Origin of the sequence: Achromobacter dolens (assembly GCF_902859745.1) — a bacterium.
GTDB classification, from domain to species: domain Bacteria; phylum Pseudomonadota; class Gammaproteobacteria; order Burkholderiales; family Burkholderiaceae_B; genus Achromobacter; species Achromobacter dolens.
The window spans coordinates 1-24,287 of the sequence record NZ_CADIJW010000038.1; the positions used below are offsets into that span (position 1 = coordinate 1).

At 68.9% G+C, this 24,287-nt stretch carries 23 protein-coding genes and 1 pseudogene; 12 read left to right on the top strand and 12 right to left on the bottom strand.

Annotated features, from left to right (window positions below):
• Positions 1 to 661: 661 nt before the first annotated feature.
• Genes HV783_RS21605 through HV783_RS21615 form a run of 3 tightly spaced genes read right to left on the bottom strand, consistent with a single transcriptional unit; the run spans position 662 to position 4,516 of the window.
• Entirely contained in the window at positions 662 to 2,032 is a 1,371-nt protein-coding gene (locus HV783_RS21605; RefSeq protein ID WP_020925504.1) for an LLM class flavin-dependent oxidoreductase, read from the bottom strand.
• Between the two features lie 20 nt (positions 2,033 to 2,052).
• Complete coding sequence (locus tag HV783_RS21610; protein ID WP_175143678.1) at positions 2,053 to 3,270, bottom strand: SfnB family sulfur acquisition oxidoreductase; 1,218 nt, start codon at positions 3,268 to 3,270, stop codon at positions 2,053 to 2,055.
• Between the two features lie 4 nt (positions 3,271 to 3,274).
• Complete coding sequence (locus HV783_RS21615; RefSeq protein WP_064527247.1) at positions 3,275 to 4,516, bottom strand: SfnB family sulfur acquisition oxidoreductase; 1,242 nt, start codon at positions 4,514 to 4,516, stop codon at positions 3,275 to 3,277.
• A 228-nt stretch (positions 4,517 to 4,744) separates the two neighbouring features.
• Here HV783_RS21615 and HV783_RS21620 point away from each other — a divergent pair, with 228 nt between their 5' ends.
• From HV783_RS21620 to HV783_RS21645, 6 genes and pseudogenes are all read left to right on the top strand, one after another.
• Positions 4,745 to 5,572, top strand: a complete 828-nt coding sequence (locus HV783_RS21620; RefSeq protein WP_081273589.1) for a hypothetical protein — start codon at positions 4,745 to 4,747, stop codon at positions 5,570 to 5,572.
• Between the two features lie 34 nt (positions 5,573 to 5,606).
• Positions 5,607 to 7,295, top strand: coding sequence for an ABC transporter substrate-binding protein (locus HV783_RS21625; RefSeq protein WP_175189846.1), 1,689 nt, complete (start codon positions 5,607 to 5,609; stop codon positions 7,293 to 7,295).
• A 12-nt stretch (positions 7,296 to 7,307) separates the two neighbouring features.
• Complete coding sequence (locus tag HV783_RS21630) at positions 7,308 to 8,285, top strand: ABC transporter permease (protein ID WP_064527243.1); 978 nt, start codon at positions 7,308 to 7,310, stop codon at positions 8,283 to 8,285.
• Positions 8,282 to 9,166 (top strand): ABC transporter permease, encoded by an 885-nt coding sequence (locus HV783_RS21635; protein WP_064527241.1) that lies wholly within the window; start codon positions 8,282 to 8,284, stop codon positions 9,164 to 9,166. Before HV783_RS21630 ends, HV783_RS21635 begins: the two co-directional genes overlap by 4 nt.
• A pseudogene (locus tag HV783_RS21640) lies at positions 9,163 to 10,873 on the top strand (ABC transporter ATP-binding protein). The gene HV783_RS21635 and the pseudogene HV783_RS21640 overlap by 4 nt, the downstream one beginning before the upstream one ends.
• A gap of 109 nt (positions 10,874 to 10,982) precedes the next feature.
• Complete coding sequence (locus tag HV783_RS21645; RefSeq protein ID WP_054503650.1) at positions 10,983 to 11,420, top strand: universal stress protein; 438 nt, start codon at positions 10,983 to 10,985, stop codon at positions 11,418 to 11,420.
• A 21-nt stretch (positions 11,421 to 11,441) separates the two neighbouring features.
• Here HV783_RS21645 and HV783_RS21650 read toward each other — a convergent pair whose 3' ends face one another.
• The 4 genes from HV783_RS21650 to HV783_RS21665 all read right to left on the bottom strand — a co-directional run bounded on the left by HV783_RS21650 (position 11,442) and on the right by HV783_RS21665 (position 16,084).
• On the bottom strand, positions 11,442 to 12,458 hold the full coding sequence (locus HV783_RS21650) for a 2Fe-2S iron-sulfur cluster-binding protein (protein ID WP_054503651.1): 1,017 nt from the start codon (positions 12,456 to 12,458) through the stop codon (positions 11,442 to 11,444).
• Positions 12,459 to 12,469: 11 nt separating this feature from the next.
• Complete coding sequence (locus tag HV783_RS21655) at positions 12,470 to 12,949, bottom strand: GlcG/HbpS family heme-binding protein (protein WP_054503652.1); 480 nt, start codon at positions 12,947 to 12,949, stop codon at positions 12,470 to 12,472.
• A 24-nt stretch (positions 12,950 to 12,973) separates the two neighbouring features.
• Positions 12,974 to 14,434: an aldehyde dehydrogenase family protein gene (locus tag HV783_RS21660; RefSeq protein WP_175189847.1), complete on the bottom strand. Its 1,461-nt coding sequence runs from the start codon at positions 14,432 to 14,434 to the stop codon at positions 12,974 to 12,976.
• 117 nt (positions 14,435 to 14,551) lie between these two features.
• Entirely contained in the window at positions 14,552 to 16,084 is a 1,533-nt protein-coding gene (locus HV783_RS21665) for a hypothetical protein (protein WP_054503654.1), read from the bottom strand.
• A gap of 222 nt (positions 16,085 to 16,306) precedes the next feature.
• Between HV783_RS21665 and HV783_RS21670 the strand changes: the two genes are divergently transcribed.
• Both HV783_RS21670 and HV783_RS21675 read left to right on the top strand, forming a co-directional pair.
• Complete coding sequence (locus tag HV783_RS21670; RefSeq protein WP_054503655.1) at positions 16,307 to 17,044, top strand: sulfite exporter TauE/SafE family protein; 738 nt, start codon at positions 16,307 to 16,309, stop codon at positions 17,042 to 17,044.
• 77 nt (positions 17,045 to 17,121) lie between these two features.
• Positions 17,122 to 17,838 (top strand): GntR family transcriptional regulator, encoded by a 717-nt coding sequence (locus HV783_RS21675; protein WP_054503656.1) that lies wholly within the window; start codon positions 17,122 to 17,124, stop codon positions 17,836 to 17,838.
• A gap of 70 nt (positions 17,839 to 17,908) precedes the next feature.
• On the opposite strand, the gene HV783_RS21680 is transcribed toward HV783_RS21675, so the two are convergent.
• From HV783_RS21680 to HV783_RS21695, 4 genes are all read right to left on the bottom strand, one after another.
• Positions 17,909 to 18,259, bottom strand: a complete 351-nt coding sequence (locus tag HV783_RS21680; RefSeq protein WP_054503657.1) for a 2Fe-2S iron-sulfur cluster-binding protein — start codon at positions 18,257 to 18,259, stop codon at positions 17,909 to 17,911.
• Positions 18,256 to 18,597, bottom strand: a complete 342-nt coding sequence (locus HV783_RS21685) for a ferredoxin (RefSeq protein ID WP_081273588.1) — start codon at positions 18,595 to 18,597, stop codon at positions 18,256 to 18,258. The genes HV783_RS21680 and HV783_RS21685 overlap by 4 nt, the downstream gene beginning before the upstream one ends.
• Before the next feature lie 61 nt (positions 18,598 to 18,658).
• The gene (locus tag HV783_RS21690; protein WP_175189848.1) at positions 18,659 to 18,997 is read right to left on the bottom strand and encodes a 2Fe-2S iron-sulfur cluster-binding protein; all 339 of its coding nucleotides are present in this window, start codon (positions 18,995 to 18,997) and stop codon (positions 18,659 to 18,661) included.
• 62 nt (positions 18,998 to 19,059) lie between these two features.
• Positions 19,060 to 19,791: an iron-containing redox enzyme family protein gene (locus tag HV783_RS21695; protein ID WP_006387284.1), complete on the bottom strand. Its 732-nt coding sequence runs from the start codon at positions 19,789 to 19,791 to the stop codon at positions 19,060 to 19,062.
• Between the two features lie 225 nt (positions 19,792 to 20,016).
• Here HV783_RS21695 and HV783_RS21700 point away from each other — a divergent pair, with 225 nt between their 5' ends.
• Entirely contained in the window at positions 20,017 to 20,226 is a 210-nt protein-coding gene (locus tag HV783_RS21700) for a hypothetical protein (protein ID WP_054503659.1), read from the top strand.
• 97 nt (positions 20,227 to 20,323) lie between these two features.
• Here HV783_RS21700 and HV783_RS21705 read toward each other — a convergent pair whose 3' ends face one another.
• Entirely contained in the window at positions 20,324 to 20,740 is a 417-nt protein-coding gene (locus HV783_RS21705) for a ribosomal maturation YjgA family protein (protein ID WP_054503660.1), read from the bottom strand.
• 143 nt (positions 20,741 to 20,883) lie between these two features.
• On the opposite strand from HV783_RS21705, the gene sorA reads away from it, so the two are divergent.
• From sorA to HV783_RS21720, 3 genes are all read left to right on the top strand, one after another.
• On the top strand, positions 20,884 to 22,119 hold the full coding sequence (gene sorA / locus HV783_RS21710) for a SorA family sulfite dehydrogenase catalytic subunit (protein ID WP_175189849.1): 1,236 nt from the start codon (positions 20,884 to 20,886) through the stop codon (positions 22,117 to 22,119).
• 14 nt (positions 22,120 to 22,133) lie between these two features.
• Complete coding sequence (gene sorB / locus HV783_RS21715) at positions 22,134 to 22,457, top strand: SorB family sulfite dehydrogenase c-type cytochrome subunit (RefSeq protein ID WP_054503662.1); 324 nt, start codon at positions 22,134 to 22,136, stop codon at positions 22,455 to 22,457.
• Between the two features lie 118 nt (positions 22,458 to 22,575).
• Positions 22,576 to 24,279 carry an MFS transporter gene (locus HV783_RS21720; protein WP_054503663.1) on the top strand — a complete coding sequence of 568 codons (1,704 nt, stop codon included), beginning with the start codon at positions 22,576 to 22,578 and terminating at the stop codon, positions 24,277 to 24,279.
• The last annotated feature ends 8 nt before the right edge of the window (positions 24,280 to 24,287 follow it).

Here is a 24,287-nt window from a genome sequence, read left to right on the forward strand (position 1 = left end):
GGTCTGCCGGAATCGACGGCAACTCGCGCAGGGGAAGTCTCTTCTTTGTGGCCATACACATGCTCCTTGAGCGGTATGTTAGGCCTCAAACACAAAATTTATGACACTCCCGGAGGGCGCGTCATGCGTAACATGCCGCCGATTCAGCACGAGCAGCCTGGCGGCGTGGGCACATCGCAATCATGCGCCAATGAAACACCGCCCGCACCACGCCTGTTTGTGGTCGGCGCGAGAGGTCGTCACGCGCAACATGTCTGATGCCGCGCCGACCACCACCGCCCCTCCCCCCTGACGTGCGGAACCATTAGAAAACCGCCCGCCGCCAGCGCGCAGCGCACCCGCAACACGTTCAAATGAACAGACGCCAGTTGTGGCCGCCCGGGCGGCCGCAACTGGCAGCCCCGCAGATTCCATTCCCTGCACACAGGTCCAGCAGCGCGGCAAGCCCAGACGCACGCAGCCCCTCGGGCGGGCGGACCCGATGGCGGGCAACCTCGATGCGCCCGAGGGAATCCGAAGGCAGCCGCCGGCAGGCGGCAACGAGGATGACGAAGGGGCAGTCCGGAGCGAACGCTCCGGACCGCAATCGTGGGCGCCCGCCATCGGGTCCGCCCGCCCGAGGGGCGACCTACGAAGATCAAACTCACCCGCCAAAAAAAACCTAAGCCACCACCCGCCGATACTCCCCAGCAGCATGCCCCCCCGCCAGCAACGCCCGCCCCGCCCCAAACAGCTTCTCCCGCAACGTCCCCTCCGCATAAGCCGTCTTGTACACGCCTCGCTCCTGCAACTCCGGCACCACCAGATCGACGAAATCCGCGTAGCACTCCGGCGTCACCGTCCGCGCCAGGTTGAAGCCATCGATGTCCGTCTCTTCGACCCACGATGCCAGCTCATCGGCCACCTGCGACGCGCTGCCCACCAGCGCCGGATAGCGTCCGCCCAGCGCCATGTCGGCCAACAGATCCCGCACCGTGCGGTCGGTGCGCGCCACAGTCAGGTTTTTCACCGCCGACTCGATCGCGTTGTTCTTCACGTAGCGGATCGGTTCGTCCGCCGCATAGCGCGAGAAGTCGATGCCGGTGGAGCTGGCGTAGTGGGCCAGGCCGGCTTCCGGATTGGCATAGCGCAGGTACTCCGCGTGCTTCTCGCGCGCCTCGGCCTCGGTGCGGCCCACCACCGCCGTCACGCCCATGAAGAACTTGATGTCGCGCGGATCCCGGCCCTCGCGCGCCACCGACTCGCGCACGCCCGCCACCAGCTTGCGCAGGCCTTCCTTGGTCTGGCTCGACACGAACACGCATTCGGCGTGGCGGGCCGCGAAGGCCTGGCCGCGGCCCGAGGAGCCCGCCTGGTACAGCACCGGCGTGCGCTGGCGCGACGGTTCCGAAAGATGGTAGCCCTGGACCTTGTAGTACTTGCCTTCGTGATCGATGCGCCGCACGGCGGCCGGGTCCGCGTAGACACGCGCGCGCCGGTCGGCGCGCACCGCGTCGTCGTCCCAGCTCCCCTCCCACAGCTTGTAGGCCACTTCCAGGAACTCGTCGGCACGGTCGTAGCGCTCGTCGTGCGCGATCTGTTCGGACAGGCCCATGGCGCGCGCCGCGCTTTCCAGGTAGCCGGTGACGATGTTCCAGCCGATGCGGCCGTCGGTCAGGTGGTCCAGCGTCGAGAAGCGGCGCGCCAGGAGGTACGGCGCCTCGTAGGTCAGGTTCACCGTCACGCCGAAGCCCAGGTGGCGGGTCGCGGCGGCCATGGCGGAGACGGTCAGCAGCGGGTCGTTGACCGGCAGCTGGATCGACTCGCGCAGCGTCAGGTCGGCCGAGTCCTGGTACACGTCGTAGACGCCAACGATATCGGCCAGGAACAGGCCGTCGAACAGGCCGCGCTCCAGCAGGCGCGCCAGGTCGGTCCAGTAGTCCAGCGTCTTGTACTGCGTCGAGGTATCGCGCGGGTGGGTCCACAGGCCGTGGTTGATGTGGCCGACGCAGTTCATGTTGAACGCGTTCAGGAGGATCTGCTTTTTCGCCATGGCGTGCCGTTCCGAGGAAATCAAGTGGTGCCGACGCGGCCGGGCGCGGCGTCGTTCAGGTAGTAGTTGCCGACCGCGTGGCGCTTCCAGCGCACCGGATCGTGCAGCGTGTGGGTGCGGGCATTGCGCCAGTGGCGGTCAAGATTGAGTTGATCGAGCGTGGCTTGCGTGCCCGCCAGCTCGAACAGCTTGGTGCCGGCGGCCAGGGCCGATTCCGTGGTCAGGGCGCGGGCCTCGGCCACGGCGATGGCGGCGGCCGCCACCAGATGCGGCTGCGGATCGGCGGTGGCGACGTCGAGGATGCGGCCGGCGCGCGCTACCAACGCGCGGGCGGCGTCCAGGCGGATCGACAGGCGGCCGAACTCGCTGATGGTCAATGGATCATCGGCGGCGCGCTCGACGCCCGCGTCGATCCATGGCCGCGAACGCTCCCGCACGAAATCCAGCGCATCGGCCAGGGCGGCCTGGCCGATGCCCAGGTCAATGGCCGCATGGATGATCTGCGCCAGCGGCTTGATGGTGTTGGGCGGCGCGGAAGGGTCGACCAGCACCATCACGTCCTCGTCCGGCACCGCCACGTCCTGGAACAGCACCGTGCCGCTGCCGGTCACGCGTTGGCCGAAGCCCGACCAGTCGTCGATCACCTCCACCCCGGGGCTGTCGCGGCGCACGAAGGCGAGCCGCTGCAGGCCATCCTCGCCCACGGTCGCGGTGGGAATCCATTGCGCGTAAAGCGCGCCGGTGCAATAGAACTTGCTGCCGTTGATGCGCCAGCCGCCGCGGCCATCGGCCGACAATCTCGTGCGGCGCTCGGCGGCGGTGCGCGTGCCGATCTCGGCCAGCGCGTTGCCAAAGCGTTCGCCCGCCAGGGCGCGGGCGTAAAAGCGGCGCTGCTGGTCGGCATTGCCGTTGACCCGCAGCACCTCCAGCGCGTAGTAATGGTTCTGCGGGATCTGCCCGAGCGAGCCGTCGGCGCCCGAGATGATCGCGGTGACCTCGGCCAGCGTCACCCGCGACACGCCGGCGCCGCCGTGCTCGCGCGGCACCGTGATGCCCCACAGGCCGGACTGCGAATAGCGCTCCAGTTCGGGCAGCGGCAGGCGCCGCTCGCGGTCGCGCACGGCGGCGTCGCGGGCGAAGTCCGCGGCCAGTTCACGCGCGACCGCGATCGCTTGCGCGTCGCTGTCGATGATCGCGGCGCGCCGCGGCGCCAGGGTCGAGATGGCGAGTTCGGTCATGGCATCAGATCCAGGAATGGCGGTTGGGGCGGCGCCCGTTCAACAGGTAATTGCCGACCGCGTGGTATTTCCAGCGCACCGGATCGTGCAAGGTATGAGTCCGGGCGTTGCGCCAATGGCGGTCCAGGTTGAACTCCGCCAGCGAGGCTCGGGCGCCGGACAGTTCGAACAGCGTCTCGCTGGCCACCAGGGCGATTTCCGTGGTCAACGCCTTGGCCCGCGCCACCGCGATCGACGCGGCGGCCACGTCGTCGGCATCCAGCGCGCGCGGGGTGGCCTCGTCCAGGTGCGCCGCGGCTTCGGCCAGCACCGCCTGCGCCGCGTGCAGGTCGATGAACAGCCGGCCGACGTCGCCGATCACGTAGGGATCCTGCGTAGCGCGTTCGACGCCGGCCTCGGCCCAGGGCCGGGCGCGCTCGCGCAGGAACTTGACAGTGTCGTTCAGGGCCGCTTCGGCGATGCCGGCGTCGATGGCGGCCTGCATCAGTTGCGCGAACGGGCCCTGCAAGGCTGGCGCTTCCTGCACTCGCCAGGCGGGCAGCACGCTGTCCGCCTCGACCCGCACGTTGTCCAGCAGCACCGTGCCGCTGGCGGTGGTGCGCTGGCCAAAGCTGGACCAGTCGTCCACCACCGTCAGGCCGGCGGCGTCCCGTTCCAGCAACACCGTCACCAGGCGGCCTTCGGTGTCCAGCGCCTTGGTGGGAATCCAGTGCGCATACAGCGCGCCAGTGGAATAGAACTTGCGCCCGGACAGGCGATAGCCGTCGCCATCGGCCACCAGCCGCGCCTGCACGTCACGCGCATGGCGGGTGTGGCGCTCGGGCCCGGCATTGCCCAGCCTGCGGCCGGCCAGCACGCCCTCGTAGTAGCGCCGCTTCTGCCCCGGCGTGCCGACCTGCCGCAGCAGGTTGAGCGAGCCGAAATGGTTCTGCGGAATCTGGCCCAGCGACGGATCGGCCGCGCTGAGGATGCGGAACACGTCCGCCAGCGTCACGTGCGACACCTGGGCGCCACCGTACTCGCGCGGCACGGTGATGCCCCCCAGGCCGCTGGCCGAATAGCGCTCGATCTCGCGCCAAGGCAGGCTGCGGGTCTGGTCGCGGTGCGCCGCGCCCTGGGCGAAATCGGCGGCGAGGATGCGCGCGGCGTCGATGGCTTCGGCGTCATCGCGAATGCGGGCGGCGGGCACGACGCGCGGCGCGTCGTCATCATCGATGGGCTGGGAAGAACTCGCGGCTTGCGGCATGGAAGGGTGCGCACGAAGGGGAAAAGAACAGCCTATCGACGCGCCGCGACGCACGGAAGGACGGATTTCTCATGCGGATATTTGGAATCGGTATATGCGACGCGATCGCACCATGCGCCTCTATTAGCGATCCGCGAGCCGGCATATCCAAATCACGAAAGAGTGTTTGCGGCGCGCTTCGGCGCTTGCTTAGAGTCGAGCTTTTCCTCGAACGCCCCGCGCCGCCCCATGCCCGAACTGGATCTGCCCATTGCCCTGGACTACGACGGCGCCCTGGAAGCGCGCCTGTTCGACGACATCCGCCTGGCGGTGGCCCCCAACATTCCCGCCGCGCGCAACGACCCGCCGCGCGACCTGGCCAGCGCCGAGGAACGGCGCGCGGCCGGCGAGTACGCCGTCTGGAACACCGTGCACGACCTGTTCATCACGCAGGTCGCGGCGCACGCCATCGCCGGCCTGTTCCGCGACGACACCGAGTTCCAGTTCGCGCTGGCGCGCCAACTTGGCGATGACGCGGCCCATGCGGAGTTCTCGCTGGCGCGGGCCACCCTGCTGCTGGGCCGCGATGTCAGGCCCGAGGTCGAGCAGGGCGTGCGCGACGCCTGGGACCTGGTTGGCGGCTTCGCCCTGCGCAACTGGCAGAACTTCCTGGCCTGGCAGTTCCACTACGAGCACTACATCCTGGCACGGCTGTTCGTGAATCGCCGCACCGCGAAGGTGCTGGACTTCGGCCACCGCGAGTTCGGCGAAAACCGCATCCTGCCCGACGAGGAAGCCCACCGCATCCGCATCACGCAATGGTGGCTGCGCAAACTGGCCGGCGCCAGCGACAGCGAGCGCCACGACTGGACCGAAGGCCTGGTCCAGGCCGACGAGGACGTACAGCGCCTGCTCGGCCCCTACCTGCGCGACTCCTGGCAACTGAACCTGCGCGCCACCGGCCTGGACACGCGCAACCACGTGGCGCTGTACGACGCCTGGCGGCGCGAACTGCTCGCCACCCTGCTGCGCGTGGCGCCCGACGACCTGCCTTCCCTGACCAGCCTGGCCGCCTGACGCGGCCGCTCCCCTTACGACCGAAGGAATCCGCATGACCCAGCCCTTGCCCCCGGCGCACGAGACCGACGCGCCGCAGGATACCGTCAACCCCTTGCGCCGCTGGCTGATGGGCGCCGGCGCGCTGATGGGCGTCGGCGCCCTCTTTCCCAACGTGATCATGGCGCCCGCCCATGCCGACACGCAGAGCCTGCCGAACACGCTGGACGGCGCGGTCAAGGGCGGCGTGCTGAACGCGGTGGTGCACCCCGAGCCGCCCACGCTGGCTTTCTACCTGAACTCATCCACCCCTACCGGCGCGGTCGCGAGCAAGATCTTCGACGGCCTGGTGGAATACGGCCCCGACCTGAAGCCGCGTCCGGTCCTGGCGGAAAGCTGGAGCGTATCGGAAGACGGCAAGACCCTCACCTTCAAGCTGCGGCAGGGCGTGCTGTGGCACGACGGCAAGCCGTTCACTGCCGCCGACGTGAAATGGTCGGCCGAAGAGGTCTGGCTCAAGCACGCGCCCAGCGCGCGCCGCGTGTTCCAGTACCTGCAGCGGATCGAGACGCCCGACGACCACACCGTGGTGCTGCACCTGTCGCAGCCCACCCCGGTGGCGCTCAATGCCATCGACTCGCTGGGCGCGCCGATCCTGCCGCGCCACCTGTTAGAAGGCACCGACATCCAGAACAATCCGTACAACAACAAACCGGTGGGCACCGGGCCGTTCGTCTTCAAGGAATGGAATCGCGGCAACTACATCGTGCTCGAGCGCAACGAGCGCTATTGGCAGCCGGAGCGCCCGTTCCTGGACCGCATCGTCTGGAAGATCGTGCCCGACGTCTCCGGCCGCGCAACGGCGCTGGAGACGGGCGCGGTCTCGTATGGCGAGCGCAATCCGGTCGCCTTCACCGACGCCACCCGGCTCGCCAAACTGCCCAAGCTGGCGGTGGACACCGCCGGCTACAACGGCTTCGCGGCCTGGCTATGGCTGGAAGCCAACCTGCGCGACCCGATCCTGTCGAACCTCAAGGTGCGCCAGGCCATTGCGCACGCCGTCAACAAGCAGGCGCTGGTCAAGACCGTGTGGAACGGCTATGCCGAGCCCTTCGTCAGCCCGGTGCCGTCGCTGGTCAAGCCTTATCACAACCCAAACGTGCAGCAGTATCCCTACGACCCGGCGCTGGCCGAGAAACTGCTGGACGAGGCCGGCTACCCGCGCGGCGCCGGCGGCTGGCGCTTCGCGCTGACGCACGACTACATCCCGTTCGGCGACGACTATCGCCGCACCGGCGAATTCGTGCGGCAGGCGCTGCGCAAGATCGGCATCGACGTGACGCTGCGCGGCCTGGACCTGGCCACCTGGACGCGCAACGTCTTCACCGACTACAACTTCCAGCTCATCAGTTCGTGGGGCACGGTATTGATCGACCCGCAACTGGGCGTGGAGACGCGCTACTGGAGCAAGGCGGAGGCGCGCGGCACCCCCTGGTACAACGTGTCCGGCTACAAGGATCCCGACATGGACCGCGTCATCGAGGCGGCCCAGGTCGAGACCGATCCACAGAAGCGCATCGAACACTACAACGAGCTGCAACGGCTGGCGCAGCGCGACCTGCCGCTGATCGGCCTGTTCGAGTTCCGCTGGTTCGGCGTGTGGGACAAGCAGTTGCGCAACGTGACCGACGCCTCGTCGCACTCGCGCAACAACTTCGCCCACGTCTGGCTCGGCAAGGCCTGAGGGGCCGGCGATATGCTTGCGCGCCTGCCCCGTCCCGCCCGCTACCTGCTGCAGATCCTGTTCGTGGTGGCCGCCACGGGGGTCGCCAATTTCTTCCTGCTCAAGCTGGTGCCGGGCGACCTGGTGGACGTGATCGCCGCCGAGAACAGCGGCATCACTCCTGCCCACGTGGCCGAGCTGCGCCAGGCCTACGGCCTGGACCGGGGCCTGCTGGCGCAGCTCGGCTATTACCTTAAGAGCCTGGCTTCGCTGGACCTGGGCTATTCGTTCCGCTATGGCGAACCGGTGGCCGACCTGATCTTCGGCCGCCTGCCGGCCACCCTGGCGCTGATCGGCACCGGTCTGGCCTTGTCGGTGGCATTGGGGGTGCTGCTGGGCGTGCTGGCGGCGCGGCGGCCGCACGGGCTGCTGGACACGCTGCTGTCCGGCCTGGCCACGGCGGGTTATTCGGCGCCGATGTTCTGGACGGCGTTGATGCTGATCGTCGGCTTTGGCGTGCACCTGGACTGGCTGCCGGTCGGCGGCATCCGCGACGTCGGCGCCGCCCATACCGGCGGCGCGCTGTGGCTGGACTACGCGCGGCACCTGGTGCTGCCGGTGGCCACGGTGGCGATCTACTACGTCGCCATCTACGCGCGGCTGTCGCGCGCGTCCATGATCGAGACGCTGCAGGAAGACTACATCCGCACCGCCCGCGCCCGCGGCAATGGGGAGGGCCGGGTGATCTGGCGCCACGCGCTGCGCAACGCCATCCTGCCGGTGGTCACCATGCTCGGCCTGCAGAGCAGCGCGCTGCTGGGCGGCAGCATCGTGGTCGAGACCGTGTTTGCCTGGCCCGGCCTGGGCCAGCTTTCGTTCGAGGCCATCGCCAGCCGCGACGTCAACCTGCTGCTGGGCATCCTGCTGATGAGCGCGGCGTTGGTGGCGGTGATGAACATCGCCGTGGATGCCTGCTACGGCCTGCTCGACCCGCGCGTGAGGAAAGCATGAAGCACGCCTTGACGTTCCTGGCGCGCCTGTTGCGGGCGCCTTCCGCCGCCATCGGCGCGGCTGTGCTGGTGTTGCTGGTGGCCGCCGCCGCCACGGCCGGCTGGCTGTATCCGGACGACCCGCTGGAAATGGTGGGCGCGCCCTTCACCTGGCCCGGCACCGACGCGGAATTTCCGGCCGGCACCGACCTGATGGGCCGCGACATCCTGGCCGGCCTGTTCCACGGCGCCCGAGTCTCGCTGCTGGTGGGCGGCGCCTCCGCCGCCATCGCGCTGGCGCTGGGGCTGCTGGTGGGCGCCATCGCCGGCTACGCCGGGCCGCGCGTGGACGCGGTGCTGATGCGCCTGACCGAGCTGTTCCAGACGGTGCCCTCGTTCCTGCTGGCGATCGTGCTGGTGGCGATCCTCGGGCCTTCGCTGTCGACCATCATCTTCGCGCTGGGCGTGACTTCCTGGACCGGCATCGCGCGCCTGACGCGCGGCGAGTTCATCTCCCTGCGCCAACGCGAATTCGTGCGCGCCGCGCAGGCGCTCGGCGCCAGCCACGCCCGCATCATCTTCCGCGAGATCCTGCCCAACGCCCTGCCGCCCATCATCGTGACCACCGCCGTTCTGGTGGCCAACGCCATCCTGTCCGAAGCCGGCCTGTCGTTCCTCGGCCTGGGCGACCCCAACGTAGTCAGTTGGGGCAGCATGGTGGGCGCCGGGCGCGAGGCGCTGCGCACCGCCTGGTACATGACCGCCCTGCCGGGCCTGACCATCATGGCGGCCGTGCTGGCCCTGAACCTGCTGAGCGACGCCGTCAACGACGCGCTCAATCCCAAGCTGCGGCGGCGCGCCGCCGTGGCGCCCGCCGCCCCGCTACCGACTGCCTCCCCATGAGCACACTGATCGACATCCAAGGGCTGAACGTGGCCTTCCCCGGCCATCAGGCCGTCAACGGACTGGACCTGCGCATCGCCGCCGGCGAGACCCTGGCGCTGGTGGGCGAATCCGGTTGCGGCAAGTCCACCACCGCGTTGGCGCTGCTGGGCCTGCTGCCGCGCCACGCCCGCGCCAGCGGCCGCATCCTGTTCGAGGGCCGCGACCTGCTGGCGCTGCCCGAGCGCCAGCGCTGCGCCCTGCGCGGCGACCGCATCGCCATGATCTTCCAGGAGCCGATGACCAGCCTGAACCCGGTGCTGACGCTGGGCCAGCAGATCGGCGAGGCCCTGCGCCTGCATCGCGGCGCCTCGGCCCGGGCCGCGCGCCAACGCGCGATAGAACTGCTGGACCTGGTGCGCGTGCCCGAGCCGCAGCGGCGCGTCGACGACTACCCCCACCTGCTGTCGGGCGGCCAGCGCCAGCGCGCCATGATCGCCGCCGCCATCGCCTGCGAGCCCGCGCTGCTGGTGGCCGACGAGCCCACCACCGCACTCGACGTGACGGTGCAGGCGCAGATATTGCGGCTGCTGGACGACCTGCGCTCGGAACTCGGCATGGGCCTGCTGCTGATTACTCACGACCTGGCGGTGGTGGGCGACTGGGCCGACCGCGTGGCGGTGATGGTGGGCGGCGAGAAAGTCGAGGAAGGCGCCGCCGCCACGCTGCTGTCGCGGCCGCGCCACCCCTATACCCAGGGTCTGCTGGGCGCTTCGCTGCGGCTGGATGACGCCACCCACTATCGCCAGCGACGCCTGCCGGAAATCCGCTCGCGGCTCGATCCGGCCTCGGGCCGGCCCATATTTGGCCTGGTGACGCCCCCGCGCGTGGCCGCGGCCAATGACGCGACCGCCGGCGATCCTCATCCCCTGCCCTTGATGCAGGTGCGCGACCTGCGTGTCGACTACGCCACGCCCCAGGGCGCCAAGCACGCGGTGGACGGTGTGTCGTTCCAGATCGCCCATGGCGAAACGCTGGGCCTGGTGGGGGAATCCGGCTGCGGAAAATCGACCCTGTCGCGCACCCTGGTGCGGTTGCTGGCGCCCGCCGGCGGGGCAGATCCTGCTGCGCGGACAGGACACCGCCCGCCTGGACCGGCGCGGGTTGGCAGCCTATCGCCAGAGCGTGCAGATGATCTTCCAGGACCCCTACGCCTCGCTCAACCCGCGCCACACCGTCGGCGACATCCTGGAATCGGCGCTGCGCATCCATCGCGTGGCCGAACGCCCGGAACGGCGCCGCCGCATCGCCCACATGCTGGACGCGGTCGGCCTGCCCAGCGGCGCCCTGGCGCGCTACCCCAGCGAATTCTCGGGCGGCCAGCGCCAGCGCATCGGCATCGCGCGCGCCCTGGTGCTGCGGCCGTCGCTGGTGATCTGCGATGAACCGGTGTCGGCGCTGGACGTGTCGGTGCAGGCGCAGATCCTGAACCTGCTGGTCGACCTGAAGGCCGAGTTCAACCTGTCGTACCTGTTCATCTCGCACGACCTGTCGGTGGTGCACTACCTGGCCGACCGGGTGCTGGTGATGCACGGCGGCCGCATCGTCGAGGAAGGCCCCAACGCCACCCTGTGGCGCGAGGCCCGCCACCCCTACACGCGCAGCCTGATCGAGGCGCTGCCGCGCGGCCTGGAGGGGGAAGGGGAAACCCTGCGTCGTCGCGCCTGACGGGGCGGCGCGCCGCGCTCATCCGAATGCGGTACTGGATTGCGGGCAGGGGCGGGCCTATACTGGATTCGCCCTTGCTGGACGTTCCTTTTCTCAAAGGAGACGCAACATGTACAGGCATCTGCTCATCGCCGTGGACGGCTCCCTGCTGTCCGAGTCGGCCTTCAAGAAGGCGCTCGTTTTCGCCAAGGAAATGAACGCCACCATCACCCTGCTGCGCGCCATCCCGGAGGATCACCTGACCGTCTACCAGGCGGAAATGCTGGGCGCCCACCAGCCGCAGCATACCGACCAGGCACGCAAGAACGCCACCGGCTACCTGGAAGGCCTGGAGGCCGAGGCGCGCCACGCCCTGGTGCCTTGCGAGACCGCCGTGGTGGTCAACGACCATCCGCACGAAGCCATCGTCGACACGGCGCAGCAACGGGGCTGCGACCTGATCGTGATGGGGTCGCACGGCCGCCACGGCATGACCGGCTTCCTGCTCGGCAGCGAGACCCAGCGTGTGCTGGCGCGCACCAAGCTGCCGGTGCTGGTGTTCCGCTAGGGATCGCCGCGCGAGCCCGCCCTACGGCATCGCCGCCGTGGCCGGCGCATGCTGGAAGGTGAAGCTGTCGGCGTACACGTGGTCGAGGCTGGCGCCGCGCCCCGCCAGCAGCGTGGTCGCCTCGCTGATCATCGCCGGCGCGCCGCACAGGTAGAAGGCGTGTTCGGACAGGTCGCCGTGGTCCGCCAGCACCGCCTGCTGCACGTGGCCGCGCCGGCCCTGCCAATCGGCGCCCGCGCGCGACAGCACCGGCACGAAATTGAACTCGTACAGGCGCCCGGCCCAGCCCGCGATCTGGTCGCGCAGATACAGGTCGGCCTCGGTCCGCATGCCCCAGTAGAGCGTCACCGGCGGGCAGTCGTCGTTGTCCAGCAACGATTCCAGGATCGCCTTGATCGGCGCGATGCCGGTGCCGGTGGCCATCATGATCATCGGCCGCCAATCTTCCTCGTGATAGCTGAACACGCCCAGCGGCGCCTCGATCTCGAGCGCCGCGCCCGGCCGCGCCTGCCCCAGCCACTGGTCGGTGTAGCGGCCGCCCGGAATGCGGCGCACGTGGAAATCCACCAGGTTGCCGGCGGGCGCCGAGGCCATCGAGAAGCTGCGGGTGGCGCCGTCGGGCAACACCACGTTCATGTACTGGCCCGGCGCGTAATCGAGCGGCGTGTCCGGCGGCAGCGCCAGCGTCAGGTGGATGACGTCGTCGCACAGCGCGGCGATGCGGTGCACGGTGGCGTCCAGGCGCCGCGGCTCGGCGAATTGGCGCGGGTTGGCGACGCTGATGCACAGATCGCTGCGCGGCCGCGCCTGGCAGGCCAGCGCATAGCCCTGGGCCGCCTCTTCCGGCGTCAGCGCCATCGGGAATTCTTCGTAGTCGACCGACCCTTCGGCCAGCTTGATGCGGCAGGTGCCGCAGCCTCCGAAGGTGCATTCGTGCGGCAGCCGCACCGAGGCGCGCTCGGCCGCCTGCAACACGGATTCATCCGGCGCGACCATGAAGGCCTGCCCGGTCTCGAGGATCTGGACACGGTATGCCATGACGACAGCGCCTATTTCTTGATGTCCGCCTGCACCAGCACCTTCAGGCCGCGCGGCTCCAGCATTTCGGCCAACGCCCCCAGCGCGGCCAGGCCGGCCTGGGTGTCCTGCTCGCCGTTGCCGCCGCTCAGGCCCACGCCGCCGATGACCTCATCGTTGACCACGATGGGAAAGCCGCCCACGAACGCGGCGAACCTGCCTTCGAAGCTCCATTGGATGCCGAAGGCTTCGTTGCCGGGCAGCGCCGGCCCGTTGGGGGGGGTGGTGAACAGGTGCGTCGAGCGCTTGTGGCCGGCGGCGGTGAAGGCCTTGTTCCAGGCGATCTGCGGGCCGGTGATGCGGGCGCCGTCCATGCGCTCCAGCGCGATCGGATAGCCGCCGTCATCAACGATGCACACCGATTCCAGCACGCCGATCTGTTCCGAGCGAGCGATGGCGGCGCGCACCATGAGGCGCGCTTCTTCGAGTTCCAGCCGATAGATCTGCTTCATGTTGCTTGACTCCAGGTAGGGCCGTCAGCCTGCGCGGTAGACGGTCTTGATCTGCGTGTAGAACTCCAGCCCGACCCGGCCCGATTCACGGAAGGTCGAGGTGCTGGAACTTTTCAGGCCGCCGAACGGCGCGTTGATGAGATTGCCGGTGGTGGTGCGGTTGATCTTGACGGTGCCGGCCTGGATGTCGCGCGCGAAGCGATGGGCGTAGCGCGCGTCGCTGGTGGCGATGGCGGCGGACAGGCCGTATTCGGTGTCGTTGGCGCAGGCGATGGCCTCGTCGTAGCCGTCCACCGCGATCAGCGCCAGCACCGGTCCGAAAATCTCCTCGCGCGCGATCCGCATCTGCTGCGTCACGTCGGTGAACAGGGCCGGCGTCACGTAATAGCCGCGCTCGAAGCCGGGACCGTCCAGGCGCTCGCCGCCGATCAGATGGGTGGCTTCCTGCTTGCCCAGCACGATGTAGCTCAGCACCGTGTCGAGTTGTTTACGGGTGGCCAGCGGACCCAGGTCGAAATTGCCCTCCAGGCCATTGCCGATGGTCAGCTTGGCCATGCGCGCCAGCAGCTTCTCGGTGAACGCCGCCAGCACCTTGCGGTCGACCAGCAGCCGGCTGGTGCCGGTGCAGGCCTGGCCGCTGAGCGAGAACCCGCCCTTGACCGCCAGGTCCACCGCGCGATCCAGGTCGGCGTCGGCCAGCACGATCAGCGGGTTCTTGCCGCCCAGCTCCATCTGCGTGCGCGTGGTCAGGCCGGCGCCGCGGTGGATCTGCTCGCCAGCGGCGGTCGAGCCGGTGAAGGAAATGGCGCGCACCGCCGGCGCCGTGGTGATGGCCTGGCCCACCTTCGAGGCCGGTCCCGTCACGAAATTCAGCACGCCCGGCGGCAGGCCCGCCTCGACCAGCGCCTGCGCCAGCCGGTAGCCGGACAGCGGCGCGTCCGACGACGGCTTGAACACCACGGTGTTGCCGGTGATCAGCGCGGGCGCGATCTTGCGCGCCGGAATCGAGATTGGGAAGTTCCACGGCGAGATCACCGTCACCACCCCCAGCGGCTCGCGCTGGCTGTAGACCACCATGTCCGGATCGTCGTTGACGAAGGTCTCGCCGGTGAACGACTGCCCTTCCACCGCGTAGAAACGCAGGGTCTGGGCCGAGCGCAGCACTTCGTCGCGCGCCAGCGCCAGCCCCTTGCCTTCCTCGCGGGTCAGTTCGCGCGCCACGCTGTCGGCGCGGTCCTCCAGCAGTTGCGCGGCGCGGAACAGGATGGCGGCGCGCTTGGAGATCGGCGTGTCGCGCCAGGCGGGAAAGGCGGTGGCGGCCGCCGCCACGGCGCGGGCGCCATCGGTGGCGTCCGATTGCTGGAACCGTCCCACCACGTCGGCGCTGTCGGCCGGGTTCAGGTTCGGCACTGTCGCGCCCGAGGCGCAGGCGACCCATTCGCCCCCGATGTGATTCAGAAATTCCTGCTGCGAAAGCTCGTCCACGGAAGTCCTTCCTTTGCCGGGCTGGCCGGGATGCCCGGAAATTGGCCGTCTGAGGTAATTTCTGAACATTGTATACTTTAATCTAAATGATTCGATCCACGTAAACCCGAACCGGCCTCAATGCCAGATCAGCACGGCGCAGATCGTGGACACGAACAGCGCCAGCAGCACGGGCAGCAGCAGCGCCCGCACCAGCGACAGCACGTGGACCCGCGCGAACCCCGCCACCGCGATCAGCGACGACCAGGCGATCAGGGTGCCGCCCCCGGTCCACACCGCGCCCATCTGGCCCACCGCCGCCAGCGTCGCCGGATCCACCCCGACCACCGGCCCCAGCGCGCCCGACAGCGTGCCGGTCAACGGCAGGCCGGCGAAACCCGAACCGTCGATGCCGGTGATCATCCCCACCAGCAGCACGCCGAACGCCACCAGGAAATGGTTCTCCGGGATCAGGTGCTGGCCCGCCGAGATCACTTCGAACAACAGCCCGGGAGCCTGGGCCTGCGGCATGCCCAGGATCTGCGCGGCCGTCTCGTTGGCGCCGACGAAGAAGAAGCCGGCGATCGGCAGCACCGAGCCCATCGCCTTGAAGGCGAACACGAAGCCGTCGGTGACGTGCTCGGGGCAGACGTCCAGCATCTTGCGCGGCCCTTCGGCCGCCAGCGTCACCAGCATCATCACCACGAACGCCACGCCGCCCACCAGCGCCGCCGCGTCGCCGCCGCGCAGCGCAGGCAGCGACGGGAACAGCCGCGGCAGCACCATCACCGCGATCACGCCCAGGAAGGCCAGCGGCGTCACCACCGCGAACACGCGCGACCAGCGCACCCGGCGCCGTTCCTCATCGTTCAGCCCCGGGCCGCGCGGCAGCGCCGGGTTCGCACCCATGGTGCCGCGCGCGAGTTCGGCCTTGTCGAACGATCCTGAGTGCTCGATCTCGGCCAGGCTGCCGTCCTGGGCGCGCGCCTGCCAGGCCGACAACAGGCCCGGGTCGGCCGGCACGATGTGCTTGCGCACCAGCAGGTACGCGACGGTCAACGCCACCGCGCCGGTGATCAGCGACAGCACCAGCGCGCGGTCCGCCACCACCGCGGCGCTGACCGCGGCGCCCGCGGCCTTGGCGCTGATGCCGGGCGCCACGCCAATCACGTAGTCGGACGACAGCGCCATGCCCTGACCGGCGATGGCGATCGCCATGGCCCCCGCCAGCGGCGGCAGCCCGGCCGCGATGGCCGCCGGCAGCAGGATCGCCGAGACCAGGGGCACCGCCGGCGTCGGCCAGAAGAACAGCGAGATCACATAGGTACAGAGGGCGATGATGAGGAACGACGAATGGCCGCCGCGCATCACCCGCCGGAACGGCTGCACCATGCGCACGTCCGCCTGCAGCGTCTTGAGCGCATTGAGCAGGGCGGTCATGAAGGTGATGACCAGGAAGATGTTGAAAAGCTCTTTGGCGGCCACGAAGCTGGCCGAGAAGATGCCGATCAGCGCGCTGATCGGGTTGCCGGTGATGGCCAGCACCACCAGAAAGGTGCCGATGACCGACGGCACCACCACATTGGCCCGCAGGATCATCGTCAGGATGATGGCGGCGACGCTGACCAGGTACATCCAGTGAGCGGCGTTGAGGACGACGTCCGATTGCATGCGCTATTCCCCTTGTGACGTGGCTGTTGAATCGCCACTTCGGTATACTATATTTCGTCATGCGTCATACCAACCGAAATATGCATCGCCTAGGGAAACCGATAATTCTGAAATTTCGATGAATATTCGAGGAAAATCAGTGCATTAAGTTGGCGCATAAGCCCAATCTTGGTGCATGGGCGGTTTTTATTCAGACTACGGTATACAAAAAGAGACTGCTACATGCCCATCGCCGTTCCCGATCTCTGGCATTTCGCCGCCATGGCCGCGGTCGTCTTCGGCGCCGCGCTGGCGCAGGGCGTGGGCGGCATCGGCTTTGCCATGTTCGCCGCGCCGGTGGCGGCGCTGTGCTTTCCGCAGTTGGCGCCCGGCCCGCTGCTGACGCTGGGCGGCTTCATCTCGCTGCTGACCGCGCTGCGCGAACGCGGCGCGATCGACTGGCCGGCGGTCGGCTATGCCCTGACCGGGCGCGCCGCCGGCACCCTGATCGCCATCTACGCCATGGCGCGCTTCGCGCCGCAGGCGCTGGGCCTGCTGTTCGCCGCCATGATCCTGGCCGCCGTCGGACTCAGCGCCGCCGGCCTGCGCTTTGCCGCCACCCCCGGCCGGGTCTCGGGCGCCGGCGTGGCCTCGGGCATCATGGGCACCATGACCTCGGTGGGCGCCCCGCCGATTGCCCTGGTGTTGCAGCACGCCGAGCCGCCGCGGCTGCGCGCCACGCTGGGCATGGTGCTGTTCCTGGGGTCAATCTTCTCGCTGGCGATGCTGGCGCTGGCCGACCGCTACACCGGTTACCACGCCGCGCTGGCGCTCAGCCTGGCGCCGTTCCTGCTGGCCGGCTTCGCGGTTTCCGGCCGGCTGCGCTCGCGGCTGCCGCCGCGCGCGGTGCGCGCCGTGCTGCTGGCCGCCTGCGCCATCGGCGCGCTCGGGGTGATCGCCAAGGCCCTGTGGCTCGGCTGACGCCACTCGCCAACACCGTCGACGCGCCGCCCGGTAATACAATGAAGACTGTATCCATTCCGCCAGACCCGCTCGCCATGACCACTTCGCCCGTCAGCTCGCAAGCCGTAGACATGCAGCAATCTGCTCCGCTGAAGATCGGCGAGCAGCACCCGCAGTTGTTCGCGGTCATCCGCGACAAGCTGCGCGAGCGCATCCTCAGCGGCGAATTCACGCCGGGCGACCGCCTGGTCGAAGGACGCCTGTCGGAGGAAATGGGCGTGTCGCGCATCCCGGTGCGCGAAGCGCTGCGGGCGCTGGCCGCCGAAGGGCTGGTCACCATCGAGCCGCGCCGCGGCGCGTCGGTGTCGGTGCTGTCGGACGCGGTGGCCTACGACATGGTGGAAGTGCGCGCCACGCTGGAAGGCCTGAACGCCAAGCTGGCCGCGCAACGCCGCGACGACAAGACCGTCGAACGCCTGCAGGCGTTCCTGCGCGAAGGCACCGAGGCCGCGCGCAGCGAGCAGTTGGACAAGTTCCTGGCGCTGAATTCGCAGTTCCACGAAATGCTGGCCACCATCGGCGGCAACGTGGTGCTGACCGACCTGATGCGTTCGCTGCGCGACCGCACCGCGCTCTTGTTCGCCCCCAGCAACATGCACCGCGCCAAGCAGAACTGGGACGAGCACTCGCAGATCCTGAACGCCGTCATCGCCGGCAACGGCGACCTGGCAGCGCTGCTGGCCAGCCAGCACGTGCACAACGCCGCCAAGGCCTACACCGAGACGCGCCAGGCGCACTCGTCGGCCGCCTGAGCGCGGGCGCGGCACCCCGGCGCGTTCGCCGCCGCCCGACCGTTGCGATGTGGCGGCCAGCGCGCGACCGTCATGGCGCGGCGGGCGCCGCTTGCGCCGCCGCGTCCGTCACCACGCCCTTGCCGTCGCGCACCACCCACGACACGGCCACATCGCCCAGCACAAAGGTCTGGCAAGCCATGCGATAGCCGGCCTCGAAGTCCTCGGGCCGCAGGTGCTTGCGTTCCTTGGGCTTGATGGCGTCGGTGTTCTCGATCCCCTGCTCGATGCGGCACTTGCAGGTGCCGCACAGGCCGCCGCCGCACTTGAAAGGAATGCCACCTTTTTCCTTCAGCGACACGCGCAGCAGATTGCTGTTCTCCGGGGCCTCGGCCACCTTGCCGCCATTCGATATAAACGTGATCTTGACCATGCTGCTCATTGCTCCGCGGCGACGCGGTCGGGATGCCGCGTCAGGGTGGTATCGATGCTGCCGAAGCGGGTCAGGTGGATAAGCTCCTGGCGCGCGGCGTCCAGCGACGCGAAGGCCTCCAGGAACTTGGACGGCACCCGGTTCACCACATAGGGCGGCGTTTCCTCGGTGACCACCAGCCGGCTCGGTCCGCGCAGCCGCGCGATGCTGAAGACGGCGCGCAGGCGGCCATCGCAGGCGTAGTCGTAGGTCTCGACGATCTCGGCCAGCGCGTCCGCCTCGGTGCGGTACACGCCCGGCTTGGACGTCAGAATCACGAACACGGCGTCATTCGCGTCGCGGGTCATGCGGGGTTCCTTTGCGGATTGTGTTCGGGGAGGGCCTGGCGGCTGCCGCCGTGGACGACGGCTAGCGCTGCTCGGCGGCGGCAACGACCTCGCGCGGCGGCGCCGTCTCGACGTCCTGCCCCAGTTCGATATCGTGGTCGAGCCATAGCTGGCAGGCCAGCCGGTAACCCGCGTCGATGCGCTCGCCCAACTGCTTCTTTTCCTTCCAGTTCACCGGCGGCAGGTGTTCCCCCCCCGACAGCACGCGGCAGGCGCATTTGGCGCATTTGCCCATGCCGCATTCGTAACGCAGGTGCGGAAAGGGAAACTGCCGGATGCCGGCGCGCACCACCAGGTTGGCGTTGTCCGGCACCACCCCGGTATGGGTCTGGCCGTCTTTGTGGAATACGACGGTAGGCATGGATCAGGTATCCGGTAGCGCCCGCCGCCGCCCGCGCGGGCGGACGGCGGCGGGCTGGGGACTCAGGCGGCCAGGCCGAGCTCGGGCAGCGCGATTTCCTGCTGCACGTAGTCGGTATAGAGCGCGGTGGTGTAAAGCAGCCGCATCTGCGCGCCGATCTCGCAGATCTTCAGGCAGCGCTGCTGCAGCTCCACCGTGTTGGCGTGCTCCAGCACGATCTGGTAGCCGCGCTCGCCATGGATCTCGTCGGACACGATGTGCAGATCGAAGAACTCGACTTCCTCGTCGGTGAAGCCATATTTCTCGCGCAGGGTCGGCGTCTGCTTGCGGTAGATCGACGGCACCTGCGATTCCAGTCCCACCACCAGGCCGGCCACGGCCACGATCGGGTCTTCGCGCATCGCCACGGCGTAGCACCAGCTTTGCAGCGCTCGCGTGGTGGGCGACATGTTGTCCGGATTGGTGACCCGTTCGCGGGTGGTGCCGCAGGCCTCGGCGAAGCGGATCAGCAGGTCGGTATGGCGGTCGCCGCCAATTTCCTCTTCATACATGTTGGCCAGCAGAAAATCCTTGGCCTCGGTGTAGGTGTCAGGCGTGCGGGCGTACAGGTAGCCCAGGTAGTCGGCGAACGGGCCGACGTAGTGGTAGTGGTTCTCGGCCCAGCGCGACAGGTGTTCGCGGCTGAGCTTGCCTTCGGCCCAGGCGATCGAGAACGGCGAGGCATTGGCGCTCTTGCCCTTGATTGCGTTTTCCAACGCGGTACGGAATTCATCTCGGTTCATCAGTTCAGCCATGACACGCTCCAGGTCTGGTGAGGGAGGGGCGGCCGAAGTCTTCGACCGATTATGAACATTGTATACCGTCTACCGTTTTGATCGACTAGGGTATTCCCGTTGCGGGTCGCCCATAAAAGGGACGGCCTCCTCTGGTATCAAGGACTTGGCGCCGGTTGCCACGGTTGGCGGCGAGGGCGACCGACTGGTACAATGAATACACTTTCAATGCAATACGGAAATACCATGACCACCCGCCATCCCCTGGGAGACGCCCCCATCGGCCAGCAGTTGCTGGCGCACTACGCCGGCCGCGATGCCGTGCGCCATGCCACGCCCCTGTTCCCCTCGTCGTGGTCGGAATGCCTGGCGCCGTTCCGCAACGCCCGGCTGCGGCCGCAAGCCGCGCCGTCGGCCCAGGCCGACAAGCGCACCCCGGCCATCCAGCCGGGCTGACGCCGGCCGCCTCCGTTCCCGTCACGACGGGCGCGATCCATCCGGGGCGCCTCGCGCGCCCCGTCGCCTGAAAATTGATTGCTCGAGGCCCGACGGGCTAGGTCCCGGCGACCCGGGAGCCGACCGATTGGCGACCCGACTGCCACCGCCGCCGCGCCCCGGCCAGCAGTAGCACCAGGAAGAACCCCAGCGTGTAGGCCAGCACATCCCACCAGTCCGGCACGCTGCCCAGCAGGATGCGCAGCACCGGCTGTTCCAGGCGCCAGCCGAACAGCCGCGCCAGGTACTGTCCGAACTCCACCGCGTAGCCGGTCAACAGCGCGGCGATGGCCAGCGGCAGCACGCCGGCACGGATGAAGCTGCGATACACCAGATAGGCCCACCCCACCGCCACCACATCGCCCACGAACCCGCGCAACAGTGGGTAGGGCTTGCCCAGGGTGGCGATCAGCGCCTCCACCACGGTCACGGCAAGCAGGGCGGCGAACGCCGATCGGTCGAAGGTCAGTCGCATCGGGAGGTCAGGCGCGCGGGGCGCGGAAAACGCGGTTATTGGAACGGCCGACGCAACTGTTAACGCATTTGTCAGGCCGGCGGGCGTAGCCTGATTCGACCACGCCGCAGGCGAGGGTACTAGAAAAACACGAGGAGACATGCATGAGCGCATTCGATACGGATGGGCGCAGGCGCTTCCTGCGCCAAGCCTGTACCCTGGGCGCGACCGGCACACTCGCCGGCCACGCCCTCGCCAGCCTGGCGGCCCCCGCCACCGTCACCCTGCCATTCGCCAATGGCGAACGCGACCTGATCGCCTACCCCCAGAAACGCCCCCTGATCCGCCAGACATCGCGGCCGCCGCAGTTGGAAACGCCGTTCGCGGTCTTCAACGACAGCGTGATCACGCCCAATGACGCCTTCTTCGTGCGCTATCACCTGGGCAACATCCCCACCGCCATCGATGCCGCCGCCTACCGGCTGCGCATCGGCGGGCGGGTAAACACACCGCTGGAACTGTCGCTGGCGGACCTGAAGCAGCAATTCGGCCAGCCGGTCGAGCTGGTGGCCGTAACCCAGTGTTCCGGCAACAGCCGCGGCTTCTTCGAGCCGCGCGTGGGCGGCGGCCAGCTCGGCAATGGCGCCATGGGCAACGCCCGCTGGCTCGGCATCCCGCTCAAGCGCGTGCTGGAGAAGGCCGGCATCCAGGCCGGCGCGCGCCAGGTCACGTTCCAGGGGCTCGACCGCCCGGTGCTGCAGGGCACGCCCGCCTTCGTCAAGGCGCTGGACGCGGCCCATGCGCTGGACGGCGAGGTGATGCTGGCCTACGCCATGAACGGCGCCGACCTGCCGATGCTCAATGGCTATCCCGTGCGGCTGGTGGTGCCCGGCTATTACGGCACGTACTGGGTCAAGCACCTGGCGGACATCCAGGTGCTTGACCAGGAGTTCGACGGCTTCTGGATGCAGAAGGCCTATCGCATCCCCGACAACGACTGCGCCTGTACGCCCGCGGGCAAGGCGCCGGAGAAGACCCGCCCCATCGGCCGCTACAACGTGCGCAGCTTCATCACCAGCCTGGCCGATGGCGCCCGCGTCGCCAAGGGCGCACGGATGCAGGTGCGCGGCATCGCCTTCGACGGCGGCCGCGGCATCCGCGAGGTGCAGTTCTCGGCCGACGACGGCAAGACCTGGAGCGCCGCCACGCTGGGCCCGGATCTGGGACGCTATTCCTTCCGCGAATGGCATGCCGACTTCACGCCGGCCCGGGCCGGCCGCTACGCGCTCAAGGCGCGCGCCACCAACCAGGCCGGCGACACCCAACCGCTGGAACCGCTGTGGAATCCGGCCGGCTACATGCGCAACGTGGTCGAAACCGTGCGCATCGACGCCGCCTGAGCCAGGAGCCCGCCATGATCCCCTTCGCCCGCCTTGCCCTGGCGCTGGCCGCCGCCGGCGCCGTCGCGCCCGCGTACGCCCTGGACATCCAGTTGCCCCAGGAAACCGCCACGCTGCATCCCGGCGCCGGCCCCGGCGCCCAGGCCGCCACCCTGTGCCTGATGTGCCATTCGGTCGATTACCTGTCCTCTCAGCCGCCCATGCCCCTGGGGTTCTGGGATGCCGAGGTCAGAAAGATGGTCGGCACCTACGGGGCGCCGATTCCGGCCGAACAGGTCCCCCTGATCGTCGAGTACCTGAACCAGGCCTACCCCGGCCCGGCCCCCGCCAAACCCTGATCGCGTCCGCCGCGCCGCGCTCGACGGGCGCGCGGCGTCTTGCCTTAACCCGGACCCTCAATAGGCGTACCATTGGACAGCCCCCGCCCGCCGTCGCCGGGCGATCACCGAGGCTTCCATGCTCCAGCCCGTTTCGGCCAACAACGATCTGCCTCCTTCCTCGCCGGGCGCGGCCGCCGCCGCCCCCAAACCCGTCCTGCGGGTCAGCACGCTATCCCCCTTCGCCTTCCCGGCGTTCCGCATCATCTGGATCGCCAACCTGTTCGCCAACCTGGGCACCTGGGCGCAATCGGTCGCCGCGGCCTGGGTCATCACCACAGAGCAGAGCAGCCCGCTGATGGTCGCCATGATCCAGGTGGCCGCCGCCTTCCCGCTGGTGGCGCTGTCGATCCTGACCGGCGTGCTGGCCGACAACTACGACCGCCGCAAGGTCATGCTGGTCGGCATGCTCCTCGAGCTGGCCGGCGGCATCTTCATCACCGTGCTGGCGTTCATCGGCCTGCTGCACCCCATCACCCTGATCGTGTCGGTCTTCTGCATCGCCATCGGCAGCGCCATCGTCACCCCCGCCTGGCAGGCGGCGGTGGGCGAGCAGGTGCCGCGCGAGCACATCGGCAGCGCGGTGCTGCTCAACAGCGTCAACTACAACGTGGCGCGCGCGGTGGGGCCGGCCATCGGCGGCCTGCTGCTGGGCGCCGCTGGCGCGCCTGTCGTGTTCCTGCTGAACTGCGTCTGCTACGGCAGCCTGATCTGGGCCATCTGGCGCTGGCGCCGCGATGTGCCGCCACGGCGGCTGCCGCCCGAACGGCTGCTCGAAGGCGTGGTCGCCGCCCTGCGCTACACCCAGCATTCCACCGTGACGCGCGTGGTGATGCTGCGCGCCTTCGCCTTCGGCCTGTCGGCCAGCGCGCTGTGGGCGCTGCTGCCGCTGCTGGCGTACGCCCACGAAAACGGCAACGCGTTGCTGTACGGCTACATGCTGGGCGCGCTCGGCGTCGGCGCCATCCTCGGCAGCGCCGTGGTGCGTCGCCTGCAGGCGGCCTGGGGCGCCAGCGGGCTGGTGACGGTCGCCGCGGGACTGCTGGCCGCCTGCCTGCTGATGCTGGGCCTGACCAGCACGCTGTGGCTGGCGTTTCCGGCGCTGCTGGTGTCCGGCGCCTGCTGGATCGGCGTGCTGGCCACCTACAACACCACCGTGCAGATGCTGGTGCCCGACTGGGTCAAGGCGCGCTCGCTGGCGCTCTATCAGACGGCGATCTTCGGCGGGCTCGCGGCGGGCTCGTTCATGTGGGGCCACTTCGCCGGCACCATGGGCGTGTCCGGCGCGCTGTCGGCGGCGGGCGTGATGCTGGCCATCACCGTCGCGCTGCTGTACCGCTCGCGGCTGCCGGAGCAGGTCAACACGCAATCGCTGGCGCGCGCCGACGCCACCGAACCGGCGCTCTCCGCCGCCGGCTTCGACACCCGGCACGGCGCCGTGCTGGTGGCGGTGCAATACCTGATCCCCAGGGAAAAGCTGTCGGCCCTGATCGACGCGGCGCGGCCGTTGCGCCTGTTGCGGCTGCGCAATGGCGCGCAGCAATGGCAGTTGTTCCGCGACCTGGAGCGCGACGGCGTCTGGCGGGAAGTGTTCCTGGTGGAAAGCTGGATGCAATACCTGCGCATGATCGACCGCATGACGCTGGCAGACAAAATGGTGCTGGACGGCCTGCTGGCGCTGCATGAGGGCGACACGCCGCCAGTGGTGTCGCGCAACGTCAGCTATCTGGCAATGAACGAGGCGCAGGGCTTCTCGCTGCGCCGGGAACCCGAATCCCTCTGACCCGCGAG